The following is a 12,862-nucleotide window of genomic DNA, read 5'->3' as shown; positions in this document are numbered from 1 at the left end:
CCGGCGACTTACACCCCGGCAGGGCGAGAGGCCAGAACCATTGGCGGTAACAGTTCAGCCCGCCGGCTCGGCAGCCCGGATATGTGTCAATGCCTCTTCCACCAGTTCGGGGCCGGCACCGGGGCGATTGGCGCCTTCCGACAGGATCCGCCGCCAGGCGCGCGCGCCGGGACGCCCGGTGAAAAGGCCCAGCATATGGCGGGTGATCTGATGCAGTCTCCCGCCAGCGGCCAGATGGGTTTCGATATAGGGCAGCATGGCACGGGCGGCTTGATCGGGCGTACTAAAGGGCGCGGCCTTTGCGCCGAAGATGTGGGTATCGGCCTCGGCCAGGATATCCCAGGGCTGGTGATAGGCCGCGCGCCCGATCATCACCCCGTCGAAGCCCGCTGCCAGAAACGCCTGCGCCTGATCAAGCGTTGCGACGCCACCATTCACAGAAATGTGAAGTTCGGGAAACGCCGTCTTCATCCTGAGCGCCAGATCGTAGTCGAGCGGTGGGATATCCCGGTTCTCCTTCGGGCTGAGCCCCTTAAGCCAGGCCTTGCGGGCATGAACGGTGAAACGTCGGCAGCCCGCCGCCGCGACGCGGGACAGGAAATCAGGCAGCACCTGTTCAGGGTCCTGGTCATCGACGCCGATCCGGCATTTCACCGTCACCTCGCAAGACACGGCATCCTGCATCGCCTTGACGCAATCGGCCACCAGATCGGGCTCAGTCATCAGGATCGCCCCAAAGGTGCCCGACTGCACCCGATCCGAAGGGCAGCCACAATTGAGGTCGATCTGATCATACCCCGCCGCCGCGCCAAGCTTGGCCGCTGCCGCCAGCTCTGCCGGGTCGGAGCCGCCAAGCTGCAGCGCGACCGGATGCTCCTCGGGGCTGTAATCGAGCAGATGCATCGCCCCCCCCCGTACCAGCGCCGGAGCGGTCACCATTTCCGTATAAAGCAGGGTCCGGCGCGACAGGAGGCGATGAAAATACCGACAATGCCGGTCCGTCCAATCCATCATAGGCGCAATGGCAAGTCTATGTGCTTGATATTTCGTCATTTTTCCAGTAGTATCAACTCATTGCGCGGCGGCGTGTGCACTCTAATTTACGACCCAATACGCCCCTTTTCGCCACGTTTCGACCGCGCACTGCACACATAGAGCACACGAAATGGCGACCATATCAAAGCTTCCTTCGGGCTCCTGGCGAGTCCAGGTCAGACGCAAAGGGCACTACATCAGTGAATCCTTCCTGCGCCGCGGTGACGCGGAGCTTTGGGCGCGGACCATTGAGGGCAAGATCGATCGGGGGGAACCTATACACACTCGCGTTGCCACGGCCAAGACATTCGGAGACCTCATCGATCTTCACAGAGCGGATCTGGCGGAAGTCGGGAGAACGCTCGGTAGGTCGAAAGCCGCGAGCCTGGATTTTCTTGCGCTACGCCTCGGGGCGTTGAAACCCGCCGAGCTCGGCCGGGAAAAGCTCGTCGAGTTCGGTCGTCAGCGCGCCAAAGAAGGCGCCGGCCCGGTAACGGTTGGCATCGACCTCGGATACATCAAGACGATCCTTTCGCATGCTGCCGCCGTTCACGGCATCATCGCACCAACCGAAGGAGTCGATCTCGCTCGGATTGCGCTCACCCGGCTCGGACTGGTGGGCAAAGGCAACGAACGGGATCGTCGGCCGAGCGAAGAGGAGATCGACGCGATCCTGAAGGCGCTTGAAAGCAACCCACGACAGTTCATCCCCGTAGCGCGCGTCGTTCGTTTCGCCATCGCGACGGCCATGCGACAAGATGAAATCTCTCGGGCGCGATGGGAAGACTACAACCCTCGAACCAAAATGCTGCTCATCCGGGACCGCAAAGACCCTCGCCGCAAGACGGGCAACGACCAACGCATCCCGCTGCTGTCCGTTTCTGGTTACGACCCCTGCGCGTTGATCGAAGAACAACGTGCGCTGGTGGGCAGTCGCGGCAGAATCTTCCCTTACAACGGACGCTCAATCGGCACGGCATTCCGACGGGTCTGCCGTACCTTGGGCATCGAGGATTTGCATTTTCATGATCTGCGCCACGAAGCGACCAGTCGACTGTTCGAGGCAGGTTTCACCATTGAACAGGTTGCCCTTGTCACCGGGCACAAGGACTGGAAAATGCTGCGCCGCTACACCCACATCCGCCCAGAGGGTCTCCATGCGCTCGCGGCAAGCAGGGTTGCCTAGCCTTCACATCTGGAAATGACTTCTGGCGGCTCACATCGCTGCAATCTCGGTACAGATAGTGCCACCACCGATCATTCCCCCGTCGCGCCATGCCAAGGGAACGGCACCGTATGGCCGCTTTCTTCGAAACGACGCTCGAAATCCTGCGCGACCTCCTCCACCGTGATCGCGGCGAATTGCGCCAGCAGCCGTGTCTCGGCCTCTGCCAGCGTCGCATCGAGCCGCGTGTCGACCGCCTGCTCGACCAGACAGGGCGACGGATCCGCCTGCGGTCCAATGTTGAACAGCGGCGGGTGGCCGACCGCCTCGTAGACGTCGCGCAAGCTGATCTCAGCCAGCGGGCAAGCAAGCTGCCAGCCACCGCCATGACCCTTTTCCGACGACACGATCCCCCGCTCGCGCAGCCCCGCCATCATCCTGCGCACCACCACGGCGTTGGACTACCCTAACGACCCGGACCTGCTTCACCTGCTCGGGGTCGCACTGCTCGCTCATGGTAGCATCACCGCGGCGATCGAGGCCCTCGAGGCCGCGTGCGTACATGCACCGGTACCCTCGCCGGAAGCTTACAACAATCTCGGCATAGCTCTGCGTAAGGGGCAGCGGCCTGAAGACGCAATTGCAGCCTTCAGGAAGGCCATCGAAACACGGCCCGGATATGCGGAAGCGATGTACAATTTGGCTGTCACCTCAATGGATCTGGCGGATTTTTCTACAGCAGCCGACCTTCTTGCCGAAGTCACCGCTGCCAGTCCTGAAGATGCGCGGGCGCATTTCGCTTTGGCAGACGCTTTAATCGCCCTGAACGATCTTGACGCGGCAGCGCTGTCATTGCGTCGCTAGCTTAATTCACACCAGGTCCTGTTCAAGAGATGGGTAATAGCTCAGGCTACCACCGCTGAAGCTGTGTTGAGAGCAAGATGAAATGCACCAAGATGCTTCGCAAATCCCTGATGGCTCTAGACTTTGACCACCTGATTGTGGAGCTGCAGATCCGCATTGCAGTCCTCGGCGGTTACGCCGCGCTCGGCATACCTCTCACAGAGGCCATAGGGTAATTTCGTCCGGGGAAAGGGGAACTGTGATCAGAGCCGGATTTGCGCAACACGGCCGCCTTTGACTACCGTTTTCTGGCAAAACCGGCCGCAACAGTCATTTTCAATCGCTGTCTTCAGCCGCGTCGTTGGTATCGCTAAGACGAAGGCGTGCCGCTAGTGTGCTTCTTACATCTTCGGGTTGATCGTCCAGTGCCCTGAGCAATGTTCGCAGGTCGCGTCGGGTTTGGTAGAGTTGGTCGATGAGGTTCAAAACCACCGGCATAGCAGTCGTGGGCAGCGCCATCTCCTTTCGCAAATCGCAAAGAAGGCGCAGGCGCGCGATATCGAGTTCGTCGAAGACCGGGCCAGCCTCGCCCACCGCCGGGCGTACCCACCCTTGGCGCACCCAAAGCCGGAGTTCCCGCCGGGACAGGCGCCGGATCTTGGTGAGGACCATCTCTTCCGTGTGTCTCATGTCATCCTCCGCAATTCGGCGCGCGGGTCGAACACGGCCATCCGGCGCCAGCGCTCCGCCAGTTCCTCCATCTCTGGGTCGATCTTTTTAGGCAGCACGATCTTCAACCTCACGATCTGATCGCCCGGCTTGCCTTTCGGGCCCTTGATGCCCTTGCCGCGCAATCTCAGGCGCCGACCCGACGACGCCCCTTTCGGAATCGTGACCGAGACGGATCCCGATACGGTCGGCACATCGACCTTTGCGCCGAGCACCGCTTCATCGAAGGTGATTGGCAATTCCATCTCGATATCGTCATCCAGCCGGGCGAACACCGGATGCGTCCCCACCGAAACGGTCACCAGAGCGTCGCCGGCGGCGCCACCGCCGATCCCCGGAGCGCCCTTGCCGCGCAGCCGAAGCGTCTGGCCATCCCTGACGCCAGGCGGGATCGTGATTTCGATATTGTTGCCATCGGGCATCGTGACACGACGCTTCGCGCCGCGCGCGGCATCGAGGAAATCGACCTCGAGATGATAACGCATATCCGAACCGCGGGCGTGGACCTCGTGCCGGAACCCACCGCCGCCCGCCCCGGCGGCGCGCGCTCTGAAGAACTGCGAGAAGATGTCGTTCAGATCGTCCTGATCCATTCCACCCTCGAAACCCGGACCCGGGTCGTAGCGGCGGCCGGCATCCTGGCCGGCATAGTGGTGGTAATACTGGCGCTCGGGGCGTTCCTGTCCGCTGGCGTCGATCTCGCCGGCATCGAAACGCCGGCGCTTCTCGGGATCGCCCAGCAGATCGTTGGCCGCCGACACCTCCTTGAACCGTTCCTGCTTGGCCTTGTCATCGGGATGCAGGTCCGGGTGCAGCTCTTTCGCCAGCTTGCGATAGGCCTTCTTGATCTCGTCCTGTGTGGCGGTCTTCGGCACGCCAAGTATCTCATAAGGATCGGTGTTCATCTTCACCTGTCTGTGTTGGGTCCGGCGCCGTCATGACCCCGGATCCTTACCCTGGGATTTCGCGCCTCTCCTGATCATTTTCCAGCCAAGACCCTATGGCCCGCGCGAAGCCGGGATCTTGCACCGGCAAAGGCTAGGATATGGTTTCATACTGTCTGTGCCGAGTGCCGGAGCAAGGAATGTGCGCTCTCAAACACGGGAGAAAGACAAACCCCGGAGGGATTTGCGCAACGCCACAATACCTCGTCAGTATTCCGCAGCAACAGACAACGGTGGGTCAATTGTAACACCGTAACCGCATCAATAAGAAACCGGAGAACAATGCGTCTCCTTGAACCAAGTTCATAGATTGTCGGCCCTGCGCGTGGGGCCGACAGTCGTATCAGGCGGTCAGAGCAGAGTTGCCGCCGTCGTTTTTCCAGCGCCGCCAGGCGGGAAAGGCCAGCGCGAGCGCGCCGAGAGCCACATGGGCGAGTGCGATACTGAGCGTGAAGCCGGCTATGAGAGCCCATGGGCTGATCGCAGCCCAGACCCCCGCAACCATACGTGCCCAGTCAAGCCCTTCATGCGGTCGCCAAAGCGCAATTGCGGAAAGCACTGCGATCAGTCCGCCTGTCAGCAGGGCGCTCCAGAAGGCAATATCGGTCATCGTGATGACGAAGGGCAACCCAGCGAGGGCGAGGCCCGCGAGAAGGCTGATGCCGTCGCCAAGCTTGTCATAGTTCGTAGTCCAGGTCTTGCTCATGGTGTTACCTCCTTTCTCTTCACCAGGGATTCAATGCGGCCGAGCCAGCCGCTTGGGCGCCGGCGCAGGCAGGAAGGGCAACAACTCCTCCTGCGAAATCGCGCCGGTCGCGATCTCTTCCAAGGCAAGCTCTTCGGTGGCTTGCCGTTTAGGTTCGACCCGCGGTTCTGCCCCGGCCTTCAGCGCCCGGCTGCGGGCGCTCGCGGCGAGGACCAGAGCGAAACGATCGGGCACCGCCTGCTGGGCATCAATTCCAACGAAGGGATTCATGCCGCCCTCCCTTCCTCAACGGACGGATACATGCCGTCGGCGGCCACCGCCGCTTCGAGCGCCAACAGCGCTCGTTCAACCTCGGCAAGCTGCGATTCACGTTGGTTTTCCGGCATGCCTTCGGTGCTGGCGACATCCTGAAGATACTCCGTGTAGGCCCAGTTCATCAGGATAGAACGGCGAGCCTCCAACGACAGGCTGGCGTCCGAAGCAACCTCAATGGGAGGACGCCCATCATCGCCGCCTTTCGGATCGCCCCGCCGTTTGGCGCCGGCCATCGCGTCGCGATAGGTTTGCCGCATCTCCGACAGGCCGAGCCGAGAAAGCGTGGCATCGGACCACAGCCCGGCCTGCCTGTCCCGTGCCCGGGCGGCACCGCGCGCGGCTTCGCCTGCCGGCAGATGCACCTCGTAAGCCACCCCCAGACGCTTTGCATGGCGAATAGCAGCTTCCAGCGTCGGAAAGCTCAGGTCTATCTGCTGGATCGTGTCGTCCCCACCCGTCCAGCCCATCAAAGGCTCGAGCCAAGGACCGGTCCGGCGCGGAAAGCTCATCTTCCAGCCCTGCGTACCCGCGCGCCCCGAGGTCATCGCCGATTTCGACGGCTTCCAGATCCGGGCGACCGCATCGTCCGGCAGAGAAGAGTCCCAGTCGGGTCGCGAACCGGCCAGGCTCGGAATGGGTGAGGCATGTGATTGTGCTGTGAAATCTCCACTGATCAAGTTCACTACTTACCCTCCAGATTTCGGGAACGGCGTCCGACCGCCAAGAAAGCGGCCGGAGCATCCCATCCTGGGCCCGAGGTGCTTCAGGCCGCGACAGGTTCCGGCTCACGAGCCGTCTCGAGCTGCCTGGTCTCGAGACCTTCGGTCGCCTCAGGAGACGCGATCTCGATCCGACGCGGCTTGAGTTCCTCGGGGACCTCGCGCTTCAACTGGACAGTCAGCAGGCCGTTCGACAAGGTGGCCTCTTCGACCCGGACGTGATCAGCCAGTTCGAACCGACGTTCAAACGACCGACCGGCGATGCCGCGATAGAGATAGCTGGCACCGTCGTCACCATCGGGAGTCTCCTTGTGGCCCGACACGATCAGCATGTTCTTGTCCTGGGTCAGGGTCAGATCGTCTTCGGCAAAGCCAGCCACCGCCATGTCGATGCGATAGTCGTCCTCGCCGGTCTTGACGATGTCGTAGGGCGGCCAGTTGTCGAGCGTTTCCACCCGACGGGCGGCCTCAAGTGCGTCGAGCATACGGTCGAAACCGATACTCGAACGGAACAGAGGTGCAAAATCAAGTCTCGTTGCCATAGCCATATCCTCCTTTGAGCAACATGGGTACAGACGACGGAAGCACCGCAGGAACGGCGTCCCGCCTTGTCACCGATCCCCATCTGGGCGATCAGCATAAATTGATTTGGAACAGCACCTTACGGTTTCAAGAGGGTGCTCAAAACTTTTTTCTGCGAACAGAAATCCTATATTTCTCTTGCTTCCTTGTGGCATTCGAAAGGAGGAGATCATGACCGAAAACGACGTGAAAAGCATCCTGGGTCCCGGCACGGACCCCACGCTACTGTCTGATATTCTGCGCACCGGCGCCAACGCCTCCGAGCTTGCCCGTGCCAAGGCCTGGGTCGAGGCGGATGAAGCGCAGGTCGATGCCCATAGCCCCTTCCCATCGGGCCGCATCGCCCGGTTGGTAGAATTGCTCGAAGCCGATCAGGAAGAAGACGATCTGCTATAACAGAAATCGGGCTGGCGCAGAAGATGGCGCCAGCCCGTCCCTTCAGGTGGTTACGATAACCCGAACCGGTCCGTCGCGACGCAGAACGTCGGCAACCACGTGGGTGCCGGACCGGCGTAGAGCCACATCGATAGTTCCACCGTCAAGGCGCAGATTGCGCAGGACGACCTCTCCCAGAAACTCCGGAAGTATCGGTTGCTCGAAGATCACCTGCCGCGCCTCGGCATCGAAGCGCAGCCCGAGACAGGCCTGAAGCAGCAACAGCGGCGCTCCCGCCGCCCAGGCCTGCGGCGTACAGGCCACCGGGTAGAAGGTCGGCCCTTGCGTCTCGCGGCGCGGAAAACCGCAGAACAGCTCCGGCAACCGTCTCAGATCGATATAGGTGGCGGCGGAGAAGATGCCCTCGAATATCCGCGCGGCCTCTTCGCGGAACCCGTAGCGCGCCAGCCCCGTCCCGATCAGCGCGTTATCATGGGGCCAGACCGACCCGTTGTGATAGCTCATCGGATTGTACCGTGCCTGGCCCGCGGCAATGGTCCGTACTCCCCATCCGCAGAAAGACGACGGCCCCATCAGGGCTCGAACAACCGTTTCGGCGCGTTCCTCCGGGACGATTCCCGTCCAAAGCAGATGGCCCGCGTTCGAACTCCGTACTCGGCAGGGCCGTTTGTCACCATCGAGGGCGAGCACATAGGTTCCAAGCTCACCGTCCCAGAACGCCGCGTCGAAACGGGACTTCAGTTCCGAGGCCTTTTGCGCCTGTTCCTCCGCGATCCCGTCATGACCGAGTTCCCGTGAGATCTCGGACGCAGCCAGCCGGGCAGCATAGACGTAGCCCTGTACCTCGCATAGCGCGATCGGCCCCTTGGCCAGCGTCCCATCGGCGTGAAACACCGCATCATGACTGTCCTTCCACCCCTGGTTGGCGAGCCCCTTGTCGCTGCGCCTCCCGTATTCCACGAAACCGTCGCCGTCCCGATCGCCATAGGTCTCGATCCAGTCGAGCGCCGCACGGACATGCGGCCAGAGTGTTTCCAGCACCACCCGATTGCCGGTGCGTTCGAAATACGCCCCGGCGAGCATCACGAACAGCGGTGTCGAATCCACGCTGCCGTAATAGCGCCGGAACGGAACTTCGCCGGTTTCCGCCATTTCGCCATAACGCACTTCATGAAGGATCTTGCCTGGCTCGGCATCGGTGTCCGGATCGAATTCCGTCGCCTGGTTGGCCGCGAGATGCAGCAGAACGCCCCGCGCGACCGCCGGGTCGAGCCAGAGCATTTCCCAAGCGGTGATCAGTGCATCGCGCCCGAACACGGTGCTGAACCAGGGCACTCCCGCATAGGGATAGGGCCCTTCTTCCGTATCGGTCATGAGCATATAGAGGTCGGAGACCGAACGGCGCATGGTCTCGTTGAAGATCTCGTTGGAGCTTTGCACTGTGGCTGCTCGGGAGGACGAACGCCTAAGTGCGCGGCGCGCATCCCGCAAGGCGCGGAAAAACAGACGCGACGGAGGGTCCTCGGCCCCATTCACGTCGCAGCCGATCTCGATAAAGAGCGAACGCGCTTCGCCGGGCGCGAGCCTCAGACGATAGACCGCTTTTCCGGCCTCAAGCTGCGCAGGCGCAGGATCGAAACGCAAAGCGGTGCTGCGTGGATTGTGGTCGAGCCCTCGGTAAGACAAGAGCACGTGCGAGCTATCCACCTCCGGCAAAAGCAACGTTCCCCGGCGGGCCCGCACCCGGCCACGGACCTCAAAAATATCCGCAAAATCGGATTCGAATGTGATTTCCACGGTGATCTCGTGTGGGGCTTCGTCGAAATTGCGTACCGCCAACCGCTCATAACATGTGCCTTGCCAAAGGAAACGCGTCCGGCGCATGTGGATGCGATCATGCGCAATCAGACAGCGACCGGTTTCGTCATAAAGATCCGGATTCGTCAGATCGCAGGTCAGCGTGGCGTTATCGTCACGCAATGTGGACGAGAGCAGCATGGGCCGCTCTCCCCCGATGGTCAGATAGTAATGCGAGAGATACCTGGTGTCGCGATGGAACAGGCCCTCGGGGCTGCCCGGCCCCGAGAGCACATCGCCATTGTGATCGAACACGGCGAAGGTATCGCCGTGCTTCAGGGTTCGTGGCCGCCGCTCCTGCAAGGAGGCTGCCGCCGGGATGAAGAATTGCGTCGGCGGCGCGACCAGTTGCGACGCACGCAAGCCCGTTTGTTGCAGCGCCTCGGTCATCTTACTCTCCTTCGCTCTCATTCGGCTGCATGCAGGACCTGGGCCCCATGGCCGCCGAGCATATGCGGGAGCGGCATCGTAACGGCCTCGACGCCCGGCAGCCCGCGATAGATTTCGACATAGTCGCGCGCCATGCGATCCGCGGTGAAGCGTTCTTCGAACGTCTCGCGCACGATTCCTCTGCTGATACGGTCCAGCTTGCTGACGGCCGCGACAGCGTCCTCCAGCGAATGTACGACATAGCCGGTCAGCCCTGGCTCCACGATCTCGGGCACTGAGCCATTCGCCCATGCGATCACCGGCGTGCCGCAGGCCATGGCCTCGATCATCACCAAGCCGAAAGGTTCGGGCCAGTCGACCGGGAAGAGCAGCGCCCGCGCGTTCCCGAGAAATTCGGCCTTTTGCTTCTCGTTGATCTCTCCGATGAACTCGACATTGTCGTGGGCGTCGACCATAGGCGCGATGATCTCTTCCCAATACTTGCGATCCGCATCGCCGATCTTGGCGGCGATTTTCAGTGGCATCCCCGCCCGCGCCGCAATTTCGATGGCGCGGTCCGGGCGTTTCTCCGGCGAAATACGTCCGAGAAAAGCAAGATAGTCGCCGTTCGGGCGTTCGGTGAAGGGCAGCAGATTCTTGGGAAGACCGTGATAAACTGTTCCTGCCCAGTTCACGAAGGGCAGCGGACGGCGCTGGTCGTCCGAGATCGAAACGAGCGGATAGTTCGGGAAGGTCGCATAGAAGGGACGCAGATCAGGCCCGTCGAGCCGGCCGTGCATGGTCGTCACCATGCGATCGGCGAATGCGCGCGCCATGGGATAATGCAGGAAGTCGATGTGAAAATGCAGCACGTCGAATTCATCGGCCCGCAAGCGGACTTCCTCCAGCATGGCGACATGCCACGGCAGCGAGTTCTTCACGTTCGGATCGAGCCGGAGCGCTTCCTTGCTGCACGGGACCAGGTGGGCCTTGGTCCGGCTGTCGCCGCTGGCGAACAGCGTGACTTCATGGCCCTGCCTGACCAGTTCCTCGGTGAGATAGGAGACGATCCTTTCTGTTCCCCCATAGAGACGCGGCGGGCAACTTTCTTCCAGCGGTGCGATCTGTGCGATCTTCATCGGCAAAACCTCCTCTTCTGAGCGAAGCCTCAACAATGGATGCGAGAAGGTCGTCTACAATCACCCCGCCTGGGCATGACCGCCGGATGTGGCATCTCGAATTCGGACAGTCGTGATACAAGATCACTGCCATCCGCCGGACTATGGTGCCGGAACGCGAGATGGCCTTGCCCGGCAAAACCTCCTGCGCAAAACAGCGATGTCAGATAGCAGGGAACCCCTGCAAAAAGTTCAGTTAGAAATCGACTTTGGAGTTTCAACCCCTACGACGCGCAAAAATATTAGGCGAAGCAGGCAACTGCTGAGTGTGCGTCGGTCGCATTTACGCTGCGCGACGAACCACAACCGCTCCAATCAGCATGCTCAGCCCCAACGCGAGGAACAGAGGCTCGGCGACCTTGGATTGCAACAGGCCGGAGGCAGTCGTGACAGAGATGAGCATCAAGCTGAATTCGCCGCCATGGGCCAGGATGGCGCCCGCGCGAAGCGCAGTCTCGAGCTGTTCTCCGAACATACGGGTCAGGGCAACAACAAGCGCGAGTTTCACTACCATGAGCACAAAAAGCCATGCCAACACCGTTGGCCATGTCGACCAAACCGCTCCTATATGGAGTTGAGTTCCGATACCGATGAAGAACACCCCGACGAACAGATCCCGGAACGGCCTGATTTCCCGTTCGACAAATTGGCGGGCGTCGCCCTCGGCGATCATCATGCCGGCAGTGAATGCACCGAGCGCCGGCGAAAGACCCGCAACCTGCGCAATAATGGCCGCGAGCAAGGCTACGGTCAGGGCCAGAAGCTGTGCGAGTTCAGCCTCGCCCTGGGTTGCGACCCATCCGGCAAGCCGCTGAAGCATTGACCGGGCGATGAAGAGCGCCCCGACGAGCACGCCCATGCCCCCAACCATCTTCAGGACGTCGTGCGCGCTTCCCACGGCTCCTGCTGCGGCGATGACATCGTGAAACGCCAGAAAGCCGACGGCCGCCAGATCCTGAAACAGCAGAACAGCGATCGCGACCCGTCCCTGAGGCGTTCCGAGCGCATCGCCGCCCGCCAGGACCTTGAGGCAAAGCGCGGTCGACGACATCGCGACCGCGCCAGCGATCAGAACCGCCGCCGCCGGCGCGATCTCGGTAAAGACGAGGAGCCCTACGGTGACTAACCCTCCGACTACGAGCACCTGTGCTAGACCGAGTCCGAAGATCAGTCGCCGAAGCGACACGAGCTTGTCGAGGGAGAATTCCAGACCAAGCGCAAAGAGAAGCAGGATCACCCCGACCTCACCGATAAGCGTCAGTGTTGCACCCTCGGCGATGAGCCCCAGACCCGACGGCCCGATCACAATGCCGGACAGCAGGAAACCGACCAGTGCGGGGATGCCAAGCCGTGCGCAGATTGCGACATGGCAAAAAGCCATCATGGCGAGCAACGCGGCGGCCTCCAACAGCCCCTGGTCGGAGTGCATCAACGTCGCCCGCTTCCATAGACAGTCGCCCCGATCCACGCCGGTGGGTCGGACGCGGGGAAGGACTCAGCACTCGCTTCACTGACCGGGTCTGCAGCCGTCGCGAGTTCCGCTGAGAGATCACGAACGCTGGCCGCGTCGATGCCTCGGTGAAGCCGGTGCCCGGAACTCGGTCGGTGGCCGGTCTCGATGCGATGGGCGCCAGGAGCATCGGCTCCCTTGCTGGTTGGCACGGTTTCCCACCAGAAGCGGCGCGGTGGCACGGATCGACGTTTGTCCGGCTCGTGGCGCACGATATACTGCCAGTCGTTTCGTTCCGCGAAGGCGATGGCGCTGTCGAGATCAGGGAATGTCAGGCGGATCGGACGATAAGGATCTTCGGTTGCGGTCCAGCCCATAAGAGGCTCGATGACCGGCGCCCGGGCCGGCTCAAACTCGAGTATCCAATGCTGCCGCCTGATTGGAGCGGAGGTGTGGGACGAGCGAGCTGGCCTGTAGATCAACGCTGTCGGCACGTCTGGAGATGTCAGGTCAGTTCCGGGGATCTTCGGCCGGAATGGGGGGCGGTTATGTCCTTTCATCATGATTTACCTCT

15 protein-coding genes and 1 pseudogene are annotated in these 12,862 nt (G+C 61.6%); 4 read left to right on the top strand and 12 right to left on the bottom strand.

The annotated features are described in order from the left end of the window. Positions 1–54 precede the first annotated feature (54 nt). Complete coding sequence (dusA, locus tag G455_RS23520) at positions 55–1,053, bottom strand: tRNA dihydrouridine(20/20a) synthase DusA (RefSeq protein WP_084437014.1); 999 nt, start codon at positions 1,051–1,053, stop codon at positions 55–57. Between the two features lie 112 nt (positions 1,054–1,165). Between dusA and G455_RS0106550 the strand changes: the two genes are divergently transcribed. After that, entirely contained in the window at positions 1,166–2,221 is a 1,056-nt protein-coding gene (locus tag G455_RS0106550; protein ID WP_028092959.1) for a site-specific integrase, read from the top strand. A 71-nt stretch (positions 2,222–2,292) separates the two neighbouring features. On the opposite strand, the gene G455_RS23515 is transcribed toward G455_RS0106550, so the two are convergent. Continuing rightward, positions 2,293–2,652: an RrF2 family transcriptional regulator gene (locus tag G455_RS23515; RefSeq protein ID WP_240474623.1), complete on the bottom strand. Its 360-nt coding sequence runs from the start codon at positions 2,650–2,652 to the stop codon at positions 2,293–2,295. A 4-nt stretch (positions 2,653–2,656) separates the two neighbouring features. Between G455_RS23515 and G455_RS23510 the strand changes: the two genes are divergently transcribed. Further along, a complete protein-coding gene (locus G455_RS23510; RefSeq protein WP_035366287.1) occupies positions 2,657–3,064 on the top strand; it encodes a tetratricopeptide repeat protein in 408 nt (135 codons plus the stop codon). 41 nt (positions 3,065–3,105) lie between these two features. Continuing rightward, positions 3,106–3,279 (top strand): annotated as a pseudogene (locus G455_RS26890) (IS5/IS1182 family transposase); the annotation flags it as partial. 100 nt (positions 3,280–3,379) lie between these two features. On the opposite strand, the gene G455_RS0106535 reads toward G455_RS26890, so the two are convergent. The 6 genes from G455_RS0106535 to G455_RS0106510 form a co-directional block, all read right to left on the bottom strand. Further along, on the bottom strand, positions 3,380–3,733 hold the full coding sequence (locus tag G455_RS0106535; protein WP_028092957.1) for a MerR family transcriptional regulator: 354 nt from the start codon (positions 3,731–3,733) through the stop codon (positions 3,380–3,382). Further along, positions 3,730–4,677, bottom strand: a complete 948-nt coding sequence (locus tag G455_RS0106530) for a DnaJ C-terminal domain-containing protein (RefSeq protein ID WP_028092956.1) — start codon at positions 4,675–4,677, stop codon at positions 3,730–3,732. The genes G455_RS0106535 and G455_RS0106530 overlap by 4 nt, the downstream gene beginning before the upstream one ends. A 382-nt stretch (positions 4,678–5,059) precedes the next feature. After that, the gene (locus G455_RS23505) at positions 5,060–5,422 is read right to left on the bottom strand and encodes an SPW repeat domain-containing protein (protein ID WP_035366285.1); all 363 of its coding nucleotides are present in this window, start codon (positions 5,420–5,422) and stop codon (positions 5,060–5,062) included. 30 nt (positions 5,423–5,452) lie between these two features. Then, on the bottom strand, positions 5,453–5,692 hold the full coding sequence (rpoZ, locus tag G455_RS23500; protein ID WP_051312242.1) for a DNA-directed RNA polymerase subunit omega: 240 nt from the start codon (positions 5,690–5,692) through the stop codon (positions 5,453–5,455). Further along, positions 5,689–6,414, bottom strand: a complete 726-nt coding sequence (locus G455_RS23495) for an NADH dehydrogenase ubiquinone Fe-S protein 4 (protein ID WP_073034037.1) — start codon at positions 6,412–6,414, stop codon at positions 5,689–5,691. The genes rpoZ and G455_RS23495 overlap by 4 nt, the downstream gene beginning before the upstream one ends. Before the next feature lie 86 nt (positions 6,415–6,500). Continuing rightward, positions 6,501–6,998: an Hsp20 family protein gene (locus G455_RS0106510; RefSeq protein ID WP_028092955.1), complete on the bottom strand. Its 498-nt coding sequence runs from the start codon at positions 6,996–6,998 to the stop codon at positions 6,501–6,503. A 211-nt stretch (positions 6,999–7,209) separates the two neighbouring features. Between G455_RS0106510 and G455_RS0106505 the strand changes: the two genes are divergently transcribed. Next, a complete protein-coding gene (locus G455_RS0106505; protein WP_028092954.1) occupies positions 7,210–7,434 on the top strand; it encodes a hypothetical protein in 225 nt (74 codons plus the stop codon). A gap of 42 nt (positions 7,435–7,476) precedes the next feature. On the opposite strand, the gene G455_RS0106500 is transcribed toward G455_RS0106505, so the two are convergent. From G455_RS0106500 to G455_RS25955, 4 genes are all read right to left on the bottom strand, one after another. Next, complete coding sequence (locus G455_RS0106500) at positions 7,477–9,681, bottom strand: amylo-alpha-1,6-glucosidase (protein ID WP_028092953.1); 2,205 nt, start codon at positions 9,679–9,681, stop codon at positions 7,477–7,479. Positions 9,682–9,698: 17 nt separating this feature from the next. Further along, positions 9,699–10,799 carry a glycosyltransferase family 4 protein gene (locus G455_RS0106495; RefSeq protein ID WP_028092952.1) on the bottom strand — a complete coding sequence of 367 codons (1,101 nt, stop codon included), beginning with the start codon at positions 10,797–10,799 and terminating at the stop codon, positions 9,699–9,701. Positions 10,800–11,121: 322 nt separating this feature from the next. Then, positions 11,122–12,267 (bottom strand): cation:proton antiporter, encoded by a 1,146-nt coding sequence (locus G455_RS0106490; protein WP_028092951.1) that lies wholly within the window; start codon positions 12,265–12,267, stop codon positions 11,122–11,124. Next, positions 12,267–12,848, bottom strand: a complete 582-nt coding sequence (locus G455_RS25955; RefSeq protein WP_179949495.1) for an NADH dehydrogenase ubiquinone Fe-S protein 4 — start codon at positions 12,846–12,848, stop codon at positions 12,267–12,269. Before G455_RS25955 ends, G455_RS0106490 begins: the two co-directional genes overlap by 1 nt. Between the last annotated feature and the right edge of the window lie 14 nt (positions 12,849–12,862).

Origin of the sequence: Pseudodonghicola xiamenensis DSM 18339 (assembly GCF_000429365.1) — a bacterium.
Classification (GTDB): Bacteria; Pseudomonadota; Alphaproteobacteria; order Rhodobacterales; family Rhodobacteraceae; genus Pseudodonghicola; species Pseudodonghicola xiamenensis.
This window is presented reverse-complemented; position numbering and strand designations above follow the sequence as displayed.

Bases quoted from the DNA above. Each gene is read 5' to 3' on its own strand.
- rpoZ (WP_051312242.1), bottom strand. From the start codon at position 5,692: ATGAATCCCTTCGTTGGAATTGATGCCCAGCAGGCGGTGCCCGATCGT.
- G455_RS0106490 (WP_028092951.1), bottom strand. From the start codon at position 12,267: ATGCACTCCGACCAGGGGCTGTTGGAGGCCGCCGCGTTGCTCGCCATG.
- G455_RS0106550 (WP_028092959.1), top strand. From the start codon at position 1,166: ATGGCGACCATATCAAAGCTTCCTTCGGGCTCCTGGCGAGTCCAGGTC.
- G455_RS0106530 (WP_028092956.1), bottom strand. From the start codon at position 4,677: ATGAACACCGATCCTTATGAGATACTTGGCGTGCCGAAGACCGCCACA.
- G455_RS0106510 (WP_028092955.1), bottom strand. From the start codon at position 6,998: ATGGCAACGAGACTTGATTTTGCACCTCTGTTCCGTTCGAGTATCGGT.
- G455_RS25955 (WP_179949495.1), bottom strand. From the start codon at position 12,848: ATGAAAGGACATAACCGCCCCCCATTCCGGCCGAAGATCCCCGGAACT.
- G455_RS0106495 (WP_028092952.1), bottom strand. From the start codon at position 10,799: ATGAAGATCGCACAGATCGCACCGCTGGAAGAAAGTTGCCCGCCGCGT.
- G455_RS0106500 (WP_028092953.1), bottom strand. From the start codon at position 9,681: ATGACCGAGGCGCTGCAACAAACGGGCTTGCGTGCGTCGCAACTGGTC.
- G455_RS0106535 (WP_028092957.1), bottom strand. From the start codon at position 3,733: ATGAGACACACGGAAGAGATGGTCCTCACCAAGATCCGGCGCCTGTCC.
- G455_RS23505 (WP_035366285.1), bottom strand. From the start codon at position 5,422: ATGAGCAAGACCTGGACTACGAACTATGACAAGCTTGGCGACGGCATC.
- dusA (WP_084437014.1), bottom strand. From the start codon at position 1,053: ATGACGAAATATCAAGCACATAGACTTGCCATTGCGCCTATGATGGAT.
- G455_RS0106505 (WP_028092954.1), top strand. From the start codon at position 7,210: ATGACCGAAAACGACGTGAAAAGCATCCTGGGTCCCGGCACGGACCCC.